This window comes from Psychrilyobacter piezotolerans (assembly GCF_003391055.1).
GTDB classification, from domain to species: Bacteria; Fusobacteriota; Fusobacteriia; order Fusobacteriales; family Fusobacteriaceae; genus Psychrilyobacter; species Psychrilyobacter piezotolerans.
Genome location: NZ_QUAJ01000032.1, coordinates 13,172 through 27,521, shown reverse-complemented (window position 1 = coordinate 27,521; position 14,350 = coordinate 13,172). Strand labels below are relative to the sequence as shown.

Sequence of the window (14,350 nt, the reverse complement as noted above, 5' to 3'; positions counted from 1 at the left end):
TTTATATACATTTTTTTATTCATTTATTTCCTAAAAGTAATTTTTCCTCTAAAAATTCTTTACCACCCAACTAAACTTCTTCTTTTTTACAAATATTCAAATTTATAATTTCCTAGATAATAAAAAAGTAGGTGTAATTTATAATTACACCTACTTCTTATTTAATCATATATTTTTTAAATCCATCACTATATACTTCAGACATATCAGCTTTTACTATCATTACCTCCAAACCATCTGTGTAATTGACATAAGCGATCACATCTTCTATGGGCATAGAAAAAAAAGCTGTAGAATACATATCGGCAAAAAAGCCGTCTTCTCCGATAACTACCACCATCTTTCTGTCCCTCACAGGATATCCGGTTTCTTTATCTATCAGATGATGATATTTTTTACCATCTATCTCCACATAGATTTGATAATCTCCAGATACTCCCATGGATTTATCATCTACTCCGACGATATGGTATACCTTGGAAGGATCTTCCGGGTTTTGCAACCCCACCTTCCAAGACTCCCCCTCTGGTTTTGTATTCAAAGTTTCAATACTGGATATAGCACTTATAAAGGCATGTTCCACTTTATTTTCTGCTAATATAATCTTAGCTCTATGGATAGCATATCCCTTCAGAAATGATCCTGTATCTATCTTATTTTTAGAAGTTTTTAACCTGATTTTATCCCCTGCAACTTCCAAATTACTGTAATCTACCATCATAACAGCTTTTTCCAGCTCATCTTTTTTAGGGATCTTCACCCTATCAGATTCATCGAAAAATCCCCAGACTTTCATCAGTGGAGATATAGTGATATCATATTTGGTTTTACTCACATTATAGATTTGTTCCACACCTGAAAACAGATGTAAACCTTCACTATCTAATTCAAAAAATTTACCTGGATTATGATTCAGTTTATAGGTCAGACTATCCTCTTTATGGGTATTAAATTTGTCATCTATCCTTTTAATTTCCTCAAAAGCCAGATCCATTGCTTTTTTAGCTTTTGCAGGGTTTTCAGAATAAACTACCATATCTATCATTGTTCCAAAGGCAAATTTTTTCTCTACTATTTTTTTCTTTTCTTTTTTTCCACATCCAATTAGGAGCAGTAAGATAAAAATCAATAGAATTTTTTTCATATTATCCCTCTATTTTTCCTCTCACTAATTGTACCTTTTCTTCCAATACTTCCCTGCTTGCTATTTCTGCTATAGTATCTTTTTTTCTTGGTTTTACTAAAAGAGGTTCTCCAGCTACTATTTGACCATATCTTTTACCCAGAGTCATTGCTAATTTATATTTATTCGGTATTTTTTCTAATAATTCATCATAAGTTACTTTCTTTTTCATTTTCATTCCTCCATTATTAGTTGCTTTCTTTTCTTATTATTTCTATCAATTCCGATACAGATTTATCCACAGTTTCATTGACTATCACATGATCATATTCATCTTCAAAAGCCATTTCTTTTAGTGAATTTTTCAACCTCAGCTGTACCGTTTCTTCAGCTTCAGTACCCCTTCCACGAAGTCTTTCTTCCAATATTTTTTCTGTAGGAGCTTTAAAGAAAACTAAACATGCATCTTCAAATCTTTTTTTTATTTGAATTCCACCTTGTACGTCTATCTCTAAAACTACATTTTCTCCACGGCTTAACCTGGACTCTGCTTCAGATTTTAATGTTCCGTAATAATTTCCATGTACATTGGCATACTCTAAAAATTCATCATTTTCTATTCTTTTTTCAAATTCTTTCAAAGTTAAAAAATAATATTCCCTGCCTTCTTCTTCCCCTTCTCTAGGAGATCTAGTAGTTGCTGATGTAGCCAAATTAATATTTAGGTCTCTGCGAACTTGTTTACATACCGTTGATTTTCCCGCCCCACTTGGACCGGACACAACAAATAACCTTCCTCTTCCCATATTTATTCTCCTTTAATTACTCTTCCTTCTTATAGTTTCTCCATTGACGACTACGACATGGAAGGAGCTATATTTACTTTTTATAGTAAAATAGGCGACTAAGTCGCCTATCTTTTATTTTTCTTCTACAGTCTTTATATGTAAATCTTCGTATTCATGGAATCCCGTACCTGCTGGTATTCTCTTACCCATGATTACATTTTCCTTCAATCCTTCTAAGTAATCTTCTTTTCCTTCAATTGCTGCATTTGAAAGTACCTTAGTAGTTTCTTGGAATGATGCTGCTGAGATGAAACTATCAGTATTTACTGCTGCCTTGGTAATACCTTGGATTACAGATCTATACTCTATTTCTTTCTTTCCAGCTTTTCTAAGGATATTATTCTCAAGGTCTGCTACTCTCTTTTCAATAACTTCTTCCTCTAAGAATAATGAACCTCCAGCCTTTAAGATTATTACTTTCTTAAACATCTGCTTAACAATGATCTCGATATGCTTATCGTTTACCGAAACTCCCTGGTCTCTATATACTTGTTGTACAGATTCCAGGATAAATTGCTCTGCTTCTACTAAACCTTTGATCTCAAGTACGTCATGTGGTGAAATAACACCTTCAATCAACTTGTCTCCGGCTTTAACTACCATTCCATCGGTAACAATTAAATGCTCTCCCATTGGAATCAAGTATTCTTTAACTATCTCAGAATCTTCTATAGATCTTACTAAGATTATTCTCTGACCTTTCTTCTTCTTACCAGTAACTTCTACCTTACCATCAATTTGAGTTAAGATAGCTTTACCTTTAGGATTTCTAGCCTCGAATAATTCCTGTACTCTTGGAAGACCACCAGTGATATCTTTTGTTCCTGATGTTTCCGGGATTATTTTAGATATGATATCTCCTTCATATACTTTATCTCCCTCTTTCATCAATAAGTATGCACCATATGGAATTACATATTCTGCAACTTTTTCATCCTTAGAGTTAAATATAATAACTCTTGGGTTGACGTCTCCAGTTTCTACCGGTTTGATTGCAAGATATTCGGTAACATCATATTTTTCATCATATATTTCTTTGATGAATAGTTCTCTATACTCAATTCTACCATCTTTTTCAGCGATGATAGGGATATTGTATGGGTCAAATTCTGTCAGTGTATCTCCAGCTTTAACTGTTTGTCCTTCCTCTACTCTTAGGATCGAACCAGTTGTTACTGTATATTCATATGTTCCAACGATTATCTTAGACCCTTGAGAAACTACTTGTAGTTCATTAGTTTCCTTATTCAATAAAGTTCTAATCTCTTGGAATTCTACAACTCCATCGTTTTCTGTTTTGATAGTATTTTGAGCGATCGATGTCGATGCAACTCCTCCTGTATGGAAAGTTCTCATTGTAAGCTGTGTACCAGGTTCTCCGATAGATTGGGCTGCGATTACTCCTACAGCTTCTCCTAACAGGATATCTCTGTGGTTAGATAAATCTCTACCGTAACACTTTCTACAAACTCCCTTTTCAAGAGCACATGTCAACGGAGATCTGATCTTAACCGATCTAACACCTTTATCTACGATAATTTGCGCTACCTTCTCATCCATCATTGTACCTCTAGGGTATAATAATTCATCGTTATGATAAAGATCTATTGCTATTACTCTACCTAAAATTCTTTCATGTAGGTATTCAATGATCTTACCTTCCGAGATCAGATTGGCAACTTCGATGTTTTCATAAGTTTCACAGTCGTCTTCATTTACAATAACTTCATGTGATATATCTACTAATCTTCTTGTTAAGTAACCTGAGTCAGCTGTTCTCAGAGCCGTATCTGCCAGTCCTTTTCTTGCTCCATGTGATGACATGAAGAATTCCATTACTGTCAGTCCTTCTCTAAAGTTGGCTTTGATAGGTACTTCGATGATCTTACCAGTTGTATCAGCCATTAGTCCTCTCATGGCAGCTAGTTGTCTCATCTGTGCGATGGAACCTCTGGCACCTGAGTTGGCCATCATGTTTACCGGGTTAAAGTCGTCTAGACCTTTCATCATGTCTGTAGTTACATCTTCGGTAGCTTGTGACCAGATTGCAACTGTTCTTCTATATCTTTCTTCGTTTATGATCTCTCCGGCTTTATAAGCTCTATTGATATCAGCTACATCTTGGTCAGCTTTTGCTAAGATAGCTTTTTTAGTTTCAGGAATCGTCATATCTTCTATTCCTACAGTTATTCCTGCGAAACATGCATAGTGGAAACCGAAGTCTTTGATATCATTGATTAACTTAGCTGTAATAGTAAATCCTTGAGTTTTAAACAGGTCTGTGATCAAGTCTTTTAACTGCTTCTTACCAAATGTTACATCATATCTCTTAACTTCAGCTGGTAATAGTGCGTTGAATAAAAGTCTTCCTACAGTTGTAGTTACCATCTTTCTATCTTCGTCTTTACCCATTCTTACATTAATAATTGCGTGTGTTTCGATGATTTTATTTTGGTAAGCTGTGATAGCCTGGTTCTTATTTGAGAAGTTCATTCCTTCTCCTTTAGCTCCTGGCTTTTCTTTTGTCATATAGAAACAACCCATTACCATATCCTGAGACGGTACAATTATAGGTTCCCCATTTGATAGTGCTATGATATTATTTGAAGCCATCATAAGAGTTTTCGCTTCCATGATAGATTCAGGTGATAATACTAAATGAACTGCCATTTGGTCTCCATCGAAGTCGGCATTGAATGCTGCACATGCTAATGGATGTAATCTGATTGCTTTACCTTCAATTAATACCGGTTGGAAAGCTTGGATAGATAATCTATGCAGTGTTGGGGCTCTGTTCAATAATACTGGATGATCAGCGATTACATCTTCAATTACTTCCCATACACAGTCATCTGCATCTTCTACTAATTTCTTAGCAGTCTTGATAGTTCCAGCGATCTCTCTCTTTACTAATTCTCTCATGATAAATGGCTTGTATAATTCCAATGCCATCTTCTTAGGAATTCCACATTCGTGTAATTTTAACGTTGGTCCTACTACGATTACCGATCTTGCTGAGTAGTCCACACGTTTTCCTAGTAAGTTTTGTCTGAATCTTCCCTGCTTACCTTTAAGCATATCTGATAATGACTTTAACTCTCTATTATTTTGAGCTACTACTGGTTTACCTCTTCTACCGTTGTCGATAAGGGCATCTACAGCTTCTTGCAGCATTCTTTTTTCATTTTTTACTACGATCTCAGGTGCACCAATATCCAATAACTTCTTCAATCTGTTATTTCTGTTGATTACTCTTCTATATAGATCATTTAAGTCTGAAGTCGCAAATCTTCCACCATCTAATTGTACCATTGGTCTAAGATCAGCAGGAATGATAGGAACACTCTTAAGTATCATCCAGGCAGGGCTGTTTTCAGAAGATAATAAGTCTCTTACAACTTTTAATCTCTTAACTAATTTCTTTCTTTTTTGAGCAGAAGTAACCTCTTCAAAATCCTTCTCTAATTCTTGAGCTAATTTTTTAAGATCTATTCTTTCCAATAATTTTAAGATACCTTCAGCACCCATCTTAGCTTCAAAAGCTTTTCCATGCTGCTGTCTGTATAACTTATATTCTCTCTCAGTTAATATTTTTCCAACTTCTAAACCAGTATCAGCAGGACTTAATACTAAGTATCTAGCAAAGTAAAGTACCGATTCTAATTCCTTTGGAGATATACCGATTAAAAGAGCCATCTTATTAGGAGTTCCTTTAGAGTACCAGATATGTGCTACCGGTGCCGCTAATTGGATGTGTCCCATTCTTTCTCTTCTTACCTTTGATTTAGTTACTTCAACCCCACACTTTTCACATACAAGGCCTTTGTATCTCATTCTCTTATATTTTCCACAAGCACATTCCCAGTCCTTTGTTGGTCCGAATATTCTTTCACAGAATAAACCATCAAATTCAGGGTTTAATGTTCTATAGTTTATTGTTTCTGGTTTTGTTACCTCTCCAAATGACCACTCCTGGATCTTCTCTGGGGATGCAAGTTTAATTCTAATTTTTTCGAAGTTTTTTATTCCCATACTATTAAATAGCCTCCTTAATTAAATCTTTTCAAAAATAAGCTTTTTAAGGGCAGGTTTTAGCAGGGAAAGGATCTCTTTCCCTGCTATATTCTGTCTTTTATAACCCTATCTATAATTTCAAACTACTCGTTTGATTAATCTTCTTCTTTTAAGTCCGCCAATGAGAATTCAGTGATGATTTCCTCTTTTGCTAAGTCGCTTGAAACGTCTATTACGTCACCTTCAGTATCAAATAATTCAATATCCAATGCTAATGCTTGGAATTCTTTTAATAATACTTTAAATGATTCTGGTAAACTTGCTTCTGGCATCTCTTCACCTTTAACGATGGCTTCATAGGTCTTAGTTCTACCCATAACGTCATCTGATTTCACCGTTAACATCTCTTGTAAGATGCTAGAAGCTCCATATGCTTCAAGTGCCCAAACTTCCATCTCTCCTAATCTTTGTCCACCAAACTGTGCTTTTCCACCTAGCGGCTGCTGAGTTACCAGTGAGTATGGTCCGATTGCTCTAGCATGCATCTTATCTTCAACTAAATGATGAAGTTTAAGAATATACATACGTCCAACAGTTACAGGATTATCAAATGGTTCTCCTGTTCTACCATCTATTAAGTTTACCTTACCAGATCTGTCGAAACCGGCTTCCTCCAGGTAATTCTTTATAGTTGCCTCATGTCCACCTGACTCTTTGTCTCCACTATCAAATACCGGAGTTTCGATATAAACACCGTCGTCTCCATCTTCATCTTTCATAAATCCAAGAGCTAGTCCTAAATGTACCTCTAGTACTTGCCCGATATTCATCCGTGATGGTACCCCTAATGGATTAAGTACGATATCAACATGTGTTCCATCTTCTAAGAATGGCATATCTTCTGCAGGTAATACTCTTGAAATTACCCCTTTATTTCCATGACGTCCAGAGATTTTATCTCCTACGTTTATCTTTCTTTTTTCAGCGATAAATATTCTGATAGATCTATTGATCCCAGCTTTTAATTCATCTCCATTTTCTCTGGCTAATTCTAAGATCTCTACTACTGTACCCTTAGAACCGTGAGGCATCTTAAGCGATGTATCTCTTACGTCTCTGGCTTTTTCACCAAAGATAGCTCGGAGTAATTTTTCCTCTGCAGGTGGTTCAGTCTCTCCTTTTGGAGTAGTCTTTCCTACCAAGATATCTCCTGGTCCTACTTTTGCTCCTACTCTTATGATTCCTCTTTCATCCAGGTTTCTAAGAGCTTCTTCTCCTACATTAGGGATCTCTCTAGTTATCTCTTCATCTCCTAACTTAGTAGATCTGGCATCCACTTCATACTCTTCAATATGAAGGGAAGTAAATACATCTTCCTTTCTAAGTCTGTCAGATATCAAGATTCCATCCTCGAAGTTATATCCTTCCCAAGGCATGAATGCCATCAGGATATTTCTTCCAAGTGCTAAGTCTCCACCTTTTGTAGATGGTCCATCTGCTAAGATAGTACCTACTTCTACTTTCTGACCCATGTCTACTAATGGTGTTTGGTGTAAACACATAGCTTGGTTAGATCTTTCAAAGTTTAACATCTTATATACATGGTCTTTAGTTCCATTTTTTGTTTTTTCAGTTATCACTATCTTGCTGGCATCTAAACTAGTTACCTCACCAGTTGTTCTGGATACAACAACTGCTCCTGAATCTACTGCTACCTTTCTCTCAAGACCAGTCCCAACAAATGGAGCTTCTCCTCTAAGTAAAGGTACTGCTTGTCTTTGCATGTTTGATCCCATTAATGCTCTGTTGGCGTCATCGTGCTCTAAGAAAGGAATTAATCCAGCTGATACAGATACTACCTGCTTAGGAGATACATCTAAATAATCTATCTTTTTACCGTTTACCCATACAACTTCATGTCCAAATCTACATAATCCATCACCAGTGATTTCATTTGTTTCTTCATCCATTACAGTATCGGCCTGGGCAATAAATAATCCCTCTTCCTCATCTGCTGCTAAATATCTGATATCTTCAAAATCAGCTATTCCATCAGTTACTTTTACATATGGAGTTTCCATGAATCCATATTTATTTACCCTAGCATAAGTTGCTAAAGATCCTATAAGTCCGATATTTGGTCCCTCTGGAGTTTCTATCGGGCAGACTCTTCCATAATGTGAATCATGTACGTCTCTAACCTCAAATCCTGCTCTTTCTCTTGAAAGTCCTCCAGGTCCTAATGCAGATATTCTTCTCTTATGAGTTAACTCTGCCAGTGGGTTAGATTGGTCCATGAATTGTGATAATTGACCTGATCCGAAGAAATCTAAGATAAGTGCATTAAGTGGTCTGGTATTTAATAATGATTGCGGTGTAAGTGCTGACGCATCCTGTACAGTCATTTTTTCCTTTACCATCTTGTTCATCTTAGCTAATCCTGATCTGATTTGCATATGAAGTAGTTCTCCTACTCCCCTTACCCTTCTGTTAGAAAGGTTGTCTATATCATCTGTATGACCGTCTCCACCATATAATCCTATTGCATATCTGATAGTAGCCATTACATCTTCCTTAGTTAATACAACTATGTCTTCTGCAACATCTAATTTTAATCTCTTGTTCATCTTATATCTTCCAACTGAAGCAAAGTCATATCTTTGAGGGTTGAAGAACATTTGTCTGATAAGAGATCTAGCTGAATCTACAGTTACCATATCTCCTGGTCTCAACTTTTTAAACACTTCCATTACAGCGTCATCTGAATTTTCAGTTGTATCATCTAATAATGAATTAGCTAATACCTTGTCTTCAGGTTTAACTTCCCAGTAAGTAAGAGTTTCTAATTTTTCATCTATGATCTTTTCCACTGTCATCTCATCGATAACATTTTCTGCTTCTAAGATGATCTCTCCAGTTTCTTCATCATAAACGTCTTCCTTTATGAAACTTCCCTCTATCTTAGTTCTAAGAACAGATAATAATTCATCTCTGTTAGAGTATTTTTCATAATATTCTGTAAGATCTTTTACCCTAGTTTCTAATAGATCTTCCATTATCTCTGCATTAGTCTCATAGAAATCTACTGCCTTTAAGAATACAGGTGCTAATACCTTTTTCTTTCTGTCTATCTTTACATTAAGATAGTCATTTTTGTCAGTTTCAAATTCCAGCCAAGTTCCCTTGTATGGAATTATCTTACCAGTAAACATATCTTTAGCTGTCTGGATATTTACTTCCTTAGTAAAAGATACACCTGGTGATCTATGTAGTTGTGAAACTACTACTCTCTCTGCACCATTTATTATGAATGTAGCGTGTTCAGTCATTCTCGGGATCTCTCCAAAGTAAACTAAACTTTCTTGTATTTCATTCCCGGCTTTTTTATTTTCTAATCTCAGCCTAACTTTTAAAGAAGATGAAAAAGTTTTTCCTCTTTTTTTACACTCTAATTCGTCATTTAGTGGAGGTTCATTTTCATGTAACTCATACCCTACATAATCTAATTTAATGTCACCATTAGAAGATTCTATTGGAAATATCTCCTTAAAGGCCGACTCTAATCCCTTGTTTTCTCTTGAAGTAGGATCTTTTTTAGCCTGTAAAAAGTCCTCATACGAGTTTAATTGGAATTCTAAGAAATGAGGCATTGTACCCCTCTCTTTTATCCTTCCAAAACTAGTTCTTTTAATAAGCTTTGTCATCAATTCACGCTCCTTATCTTTATATCATTGAAAATTAATAGTTAATATCTTAGGCGGATTTCCATCACTGCCCAACATATGAACTATTAATCTTTGATAAATTTATTTTATATTTTTCTTACTTTTTCAATGATTAAATAGGGCACTCTAAGCTAAAAGAGTGCCCTATTTTATTCAATTAGTCAATTAGTCAATTTTAGACTTAGAGAGTTAATTACTTAACTTCTATTACTGCTCCAGCTTCTTCTAATTTAGCTGCAACTTCAGCTGCTTCTTCTTTAGAAACTCCTTCTTTAACTTTTGCTCCAGCTTCTTCAGCCATTGCTTTTGCTTCTTTAAGACCTAATCCAGTGATAGCTCTTAATTCTTTGATTACAGCTATTTTCTTAGCTCCTGCTGACATGATTATTACATCAAATTCAGTTTGCTCTTCTACTTCTGCTGCTGCTCCTGCTACTGCTACTGGTGCTGCTGCTGTTACTCCAAAGTGATTTTCTAATGCTTCAACTACTTCTTTTAATTCTAATACAGTCATTGCTTCTAAATCAGCGATGAAAGCTTCTTGGTTAAATGCCATTTTTATGTTCCTCCTAATTTTTATTTGGTAAGCTTAAAGCTGTACCTTAATATTCTTAATTTATTTTGATCTAATGATCATATCTTAAAGCAGAGAATTACGCCTCTTCTTTTTGATCAGCGATAGCTACGATACCGTATGCTAACTTTCTGATTGGTCCTAACATTCCATTTAATACCATAGATAGTAATGCTTCTCTTGATGGTAAAGTTGCTAATGCTTCTATTTCAGAAATCTCAACTCTTTTCCCTTCAGAGTAACCACCTTTGATGTTAAATAAATCTTTTTTCCCTTTACCAAATTCGTAAACCACTTTAGCTGGTGCTACTGCATCTTCATATCCAAACGCAAATGCTGTAGTTCCTTCTAAAAGATCGTCAAATGAATCTGCTACACCTGCCTCAGTTAAAGCTATTTTGAATAATCTATTCTTAGCTACTAAGTATTCAGATCCAGATTCTCTTAATTGTTTCTTGATCTCAGTATCATCTTTTGCGTTGATACCTTGATAATCTACAAGTACGATTGTTTTAGCGTCTTTGATTTTTTGAGCTAATTCTGCTACTACTAATTTTTTTGCTTCAGTTGCCATTCTTCTAGTCACCTCCTCTTTAAATTAAAATGATCTCTGACTAAAGGTTTAGTAAAGACAGAGATCATTTCTGATAGGTGAGGTTATAAGCTTTGTATTCAAAACTGTATAAACCTCGGTAGGATTTACGGTTTTCACCACCTACTGTCTTTAGTTCAATTTATAGTTTAAAAAAAGTTAAACTTTAATTAATTAAGCTTCTAAGTATTTAGAAGCAAGGATAGGATCAATTTTGATTCCAGGTCCCATAGTTAAAGATAAAGCTACAGTTCTAAGGTATTGACCTTTAGCTGCTGATGGCTTTAATCTAGTGATTTCTGCCATGAATGCTTTGAAGTTATCTTCAATTTGCTCAGCTGTGAAATCTACTTTTCCGATTCCTACATGAATAGATCCTAATTTATCTACTCTGAATGCAAGCTTTCCTCTTTTGAATTCAGATACTGCTTGTGCTACGTTAGTAGTTACAGTTCCTGATTTAGGATTAGGCATTAAACCTTTTGTTCCTAAAGTTCTACCTAATTTTCCTAACTTAGGCATCATGTCTGGTGTAGCGATTACTACATCAAAATCAAACCAACCTTTTTGGATTTGCTCGATATATTCTTCTGCTCCTGCATAGTCTGCTCCTGCATCTAATGCTTTTTGCATGTTTTCACCTTGAGTTAATACTAATACTTTAGTTACTTTACCAGAACCATGAGGTAATACTACAGTTCCTCTTACTTGTTGGTCAGCATGTCTAGGATCTACTCCTAATCTTAATGCAACTTCAACAGTTTCTACGAAATTTGCAGTTTTAGTCTTTGCAACTAATTCTAATGCATCTTTAACTTCATATAATTTACCAGTCTCTACTAATTTAGCAGCTTCTACGTATTTTTTAGCTTTTTTGTTTGCCATTATTACTTTTCCTCCTTATGTGGCTTAAGCGAACTTGCGTCCTACCACTTAATTATCAACAATGTGATATATATTGAAATTTAAAATATTAAATTAAGATTAACCTTCTATTTTGATTCCCATTGATCTTGCAGATCCAGCAATGATGCTCATAGCTGCTTCTAACGATCCAGCGTTTAAGTCTACCATTTTAGTTTCAGCGATCTCTTGAATTTGTGCAGAAGTTACTGTTCCAGCAACATCAGTCTTTGAATTTGCTGCTGCTGATTTGATTCCAGCTGCTTTTTTTAATAAATCTGATGCAGGTGGTGTTTTTAATACGAATGTGAAAGATCTGTCAGAATATACTTTGATCTCCACTGGTATTATGAATCCAGCCTTATCTTGAGTTTTTGAGTTGAACGCTTTACAGAATTCCATGATGTTTACACCATGTTGACCTAATGCTGGTCCAACTGGTGGTGCCGGGTTTGCTTTCCCTGCTTGTAATTGTAATTTAATTAATCCGATTACGTCTTTTGCCATTTTTGTTACCTCCATAATTTCCTTGTGGTTTTAATGATTTACTCTCCCACCTTTGAAAAGATTGTTAGTTACTTGATATTAAGACATTACTTTCTTAACTTCGTTAACCCCAATCTCTACAGGAGTCATTCTACCAAACATATCTATCATTATCTTTACTTTTCCATGTTCTAAGTCAATATTATTAACTTCACCAACACTTCCAGCAAAACCGCCCTCAAGCAGTTCTACCATATCCCCAGCTTTGAAATCTAATATGATCTCTTCCTTAGGTTCAGGTTTTTCTTCTCCTTCTTCTCCTAAGAATCTAAGGATAGTTGCTACTTCCTCATCTTCCATAGGGATAGGATCAGATCCAATACCAACAAATCCTGTTACACCGTTAGTGTTTCTGATTACATACCATGCATCAGAATCAACACTGTACCATATACCGTCGTTTGTCTCTTCTCTAACTGCTTCCATTTCTATCATTACGTAACCTGGAAATAATTTTCTGAAAACGATTTTTTCTTTACCGTTTTTAATTTCCTTTATCTCTTCTTCAGGAACCACAATTCTAAAAACTTTATCTGTTAATTCAAGTGTCTGAATTCTTTTTTCTAAGTCAGCTTTCACTTTCTTTTCATAACTGGAATACGTATGAATCATATACCATTTTTTTTCTATTTTTCTTTCCATAAATTACCCTCCAAAAAAGGTACCCATCATCTTAAGTATCCTCGAAGCTATCACGTCAAAAGCACCTACATAGATACTCACCGCGACACTCATAGCTGCAACAAGTAATGTTGACTTAACAATCTCATCTTTGCTAGGCCATACAACTTTCTTATATTCAGTCTTAACGTTCTGTAACAAAGTATTCATATAAACCACCCTAAAGTATAAAATGGCAGTCCAGTAGGGACTCGAACCCTAAACCCACGGTTTTGGAGACCGTTACTCTACCAATTGAGCCACTGAACTGCATGTTGTTAAGCTATGCCTTTCCAAGAATTACTTCTTAGTTTCTTTATGCACAGTTACTTTCTTATCCCACTTACAGAATTTTTTTAATTCAATTCTACCATCCGTGTTTTTTTTGTTCTTAGAAGTACTGTAGTTTCTTCTCTTACACTCTGTACATTCCATTAAAATGTTTACTCTCATTTCTTTACACCTCCACTCATCATATCGGAATTGCTATCCTCCCACAATCTTAATTGTGGTGCATGAGCCAAAAATTCGCTCACAAACATAGATAATGATATCATACCTAATACAAAAAGTCAATAATTTTCAAAGTTTTTTTATATCTTTTTTGTATTATTTTTCCCATTTTCAACTCTCCCTATAAAACCCACGTTTCCTCGTGGTTTCTTGCGTATTTTAACCTTTGAAAAATTAAAAGAACCCTTGAAAAATTCAAGGGTTCGGAGAGAGTTATGAAAAAGTTACTACTTTTCATGTAAATATATTACCACCATTATCTTAGAAAAACCTTAGAAAAAAATTAGTTTGCTGTTAATTTTTCCCTTAGAAGAAATTATACCCTAAAGTCAGTGACACCATGTCTACATTATCTTTTCCACTGGGATTATTTCTCACTTCTGAAATCGAGTAAAGTACTTCACCTTGGAAAGAACTTAAAAATTCTACTCCTACTCCCACAGCTCCATAGGCTCCTCCTTTAGCTTCAGATTTTCCATTATAATCCGTATTATCATTTACTACAAAGTTTTTCCCCAGCCTGGCTACCACATAAGGTTTTAGAGCCACTGGTATGATATTGAACTTGGCAAATACATATACAGGAGTCAGATCATACCCAACATTTTCCTGTACCGAAATACCATCAAATTTCAAATTTCCATTATAAGCTATACCAGCTCCTAAGTCTACAAAACCTAAGAACCCCTGGCTGAGTTCCAGTGCTGCATTATAGCCAAAATCTTCCATTTTTTTGCTTCCGGTTCCCTGATTAACTCCACCCTTTACCCATAGATCCAGAGCTAGGGCGTTTAACGACATCACAGTAAACATCAATACAACTAGAATTCTCTTCATAAATGATTCCTCCTT

At 35.3% G+C, this 14,350-nt stretch carries 13 protein-coding genes, 1 tRNA gene and 1 other annotated feature; all 14 genes read right to left on the bottom strand.

Translation table 11 applies throughout. The annotated features are described in order from the left end of the window. Positions 1-157: 157 nt before the first annotated feature. The 14 genes from DYH56_RS13555 to DYH56_RS13490 all read right to left on the bottom strand — a co-directional run bounded on the left by DYH56_RS13555 (position 158) and on the right by DYH56_RS13490 (position 14,335). Complete coding sequence (locus DYH56_RS13555) at positions 158-1,144, bottom strand: FAD:protein FMN transferase (RefSeq protein ID WP_114643414.1); 987 nt, start codon at positions 1,142-1,144, stop codon at positions 158-160. Position 1,145: 1 nt separating this feature from the next. Beyond that, a complete protein-coding gene (gene rpoZ / locus DYH56_RS13550) occupies positions 1,146-1,355 on the bottom strand; it encodes a DNA-directed RNA polymerase subunit omega (RefSeq protein ID WP_114643413.1) in 210 nt (69 codons plus the stop codon). A 16-nt stretch (positions 1,356-1,371) separates the two neighbouring features. Further along, positions 1,372-1,929: a guanylate kinase gene (gene gmk / locus DYH56_RS13545; protein ID WP_114643412.1), complete on the bottom strand. Its 558-nt coding sequence runs from the start codon at positions 1,927-1,929 to the stop codon at positions 1,372-1,374. A 114-nt stretch (positions 1,930-2,043) separates the two neighbouring features. Then, a complete protein-coding gene (rpoC, locus tag DYH56_RS13540; protein WP_114643411.1) occupies positions 2,044-6,003 on the bottom strand; it encodes a DNA-directed RNA polymerase subunit beta' in 3,960 nt (1,319 codons plus the stop codon). 137 nt (positions 6,004-6,140) lie between these two features. Then, positions 6,141-9,689: a DNA-directed RNA polymerase subunit beta gene (gene rpoB, locus DYH56_RS13535; RefSeq protein WP_114643410.1), complete on the bottom strand. Its 3,549-nt coding sequence runs from the start codon at positions 9,687-9,689 to the stop codon at positions 6,141-6,143. 214 nt (positions 9,690-9,903) lie between these two features. After that, positions 9,904-10,266, bottom strand: coding sequence for a 50S ribosomal protein L7/L12 (rplL, locus tag DYH56_RS13530; RefSeq protein WP_114643409.1), 363 nt, complete (start codon positions 10,264-10,266; stop codon positions 9,904-9,906). A 97-nt stretch (positions 10,267-10,363) separates the two neighbouring features. Beyond that, positions 10,364-10,858: a 50S ribosomal protein L10 gene (gene rplJ, locus DYH56_RS13525; RefSeq protein WP_114643408.1), complete on the bottom strand. Its 495-nt coding sequence runs from the start codon at positions 10,856-10,858 to the stop codon at positions 10,364-10,366. 16 nt (positions 10,859-10,874) lie between these two features. Continuing rightward, positions 10,875-11,030 (bottom strand) — a sequence feature (ribosomal protein L10 leader region). Between the two features lie 20 nt (positions 11,031-11,050). Beyond that, complete coding sequence (gene rplA / locus DYH56_RS13520; protein WP_114643407.1) at positions 11,051-11,761, bottom strand: 50S ribosomal protein L1; 711 nt, start codon at positions 11,759-11,761, stop codon at positions 11,051-11,053. Between the two features lie 99 nt (positions 11,762-11,860). Continuing rightward, complete coding sequence (rplK, locus tag DYH56_RS13515) at positions 11,861-12,286, bottom strand: 50S ribosomal protein L11 (protein WP_114643406.1); 426 nt, start codon at positions 12,284-12,286, stop codon at positions 11,861-11,863. A gap of 78 nt (positions 12,287-12,364) precedes the next feature. Continuing rightward, entirely contained in the window at positions 12,365-12,967 is a 603-nt protein-coding gene (nusG, locus tag DYH56_RS13510; RefSeq protein ID WP_114643405.1) for a transcription termination/antitermination protein NusG, read from the bottom strand. 3 nt (positions 12,968-12,970) lie between these two features. Next, positions 12,971-13,156 (bottom strand): preprotein translocase subunit SecE, encoded by a 186-nt coding sequence (secE, locus tag DYH56_RS13505; protein WP_114643404.1) that lies wholly within the window; start codon positions 13,154-13,156, stop codon positions 12,971-12,973. Positions 13,157-13,179: 23 nt separating this feature from the next. Continuing rightward, positions 13,180-13,255 (bottom strand) — tRNA-Trp (locus tag DYH56_RS13500). Between the two features lie 30 nt (positions 13,256-13,285). After that, positions 13,286-13,438: a 50S ribosomal protein L33 gene (rpmG, locus tag DYH56_RS13495; RefSeq protein WP_114643403.1), complete on the bottom strand. Its 153-nt coding sequence runs from the start codon at positions 13,436-13,438 to the stop codon at positions 13,286-13,288. A 366-nt stretch (positions 13,439-13,804) separates the two neighbouring features. Further along, entirely contained in the window at positions 13,805-14,335 is a 531-nt protein-coding gene (locus tag DYH56_RS13490) for an outer membrane beta-barrel protein (protein ID WP_114643402.1), read from the bottom strand. Positions 14,336-14,350: the final 15 nt, after the last annotated feature.

Excerpts from the sequence above, each read along its gene's own strand:
- rplL (WP_114643409.1), bottom strand. The coding sequence starts at position 10,266 with ATGGCATTTAACCAAGAAGCTTTCATCGCTGATTTAGAAGCAATGACT.
- rpoB (WP_114643410.1), bottom strand. The coding sequence starts at position 9,689 with ATGACAAAGCTTATTAAAAGAACTAGTTTTGGAAGGATAAAAGAGAGG.
- DYH56_RS13555 (WP_114643414.1), bottom strand. The coding sequence starts at position 1,144 with ATGAAAAAAATTCTATTGATTTTTATCTTACTGCTCCTAATTGGATGT.
- gmk (WP_114643412.1), bottom strand. The coding sequence starts at position 1,929 with ATGGGAAGAGGAAGGTTATTTGTTGTGTCCGGTCCAAGTGGGGCGGGA.
- rpmG (WP_114643403.1), bottom strand. The coding sequence starts at position 13,438 with ATGAGAGTAAACATTTTAATGGAATGTACAGAGTGTAAGAGAAGAAAC.
- secE (WP_114643404.1), bottom strand. The coding sequence starts at position 13,156 with ATGAATACTTTGTTACAGAACGTTAAGACTGAATATAAGAAAGTTGTA.
- rplA (WP_114643407.1), bottom strand. The coding sequence starts at position 11,761 with ATGGCAAACAAAAAAGCTAAAAAATACGTAGAAGCTGCTAAATTAGTA.
- rplK (WP_114643406.1), bottom strand. The coding sequence starts at position 12,286 with ATGGCAAAAGACGTAATCGGATTAATTAAATTACAATTACAAGCAGGG.
- rpoZ (WP_114643413.1), bottom strand. The coding sequence starts at position 1,355 with ATGAAAAAGAAAGTAACTTATGATGAATTATTAGAAAAAATACCGAAT.
- rplJ (WP_114643408.1), bottom strand. The coding sequence starts at position 10,858 with ATGGCAACTGAAGCAAAAAAATTAGTAGTAGCAGAATTAGCTCAAAAA.
- DYH56_RS13490 (WP_114643402.1), bottom strand. The coding sequence starts at position 14,335 with ATGAAGAGAATTCTAGTTGTATTGATGTTTACTGTGATGTCGTTAAAC.
- rpoC (WP_114643411.1), bottom strand. The coding sequence starts at position 6,003 with ATGGGAATAAAAAACTTCGAAAAAATTAGAATTAAACTTGCATCCCCA.
- nusG (WP_114643405.1), bottom strand. The coding sequence starts at position 12,967 with ATGGAAAGAAAAATAGAAAAAAAATGGTATATGATTCATACGTATTCC.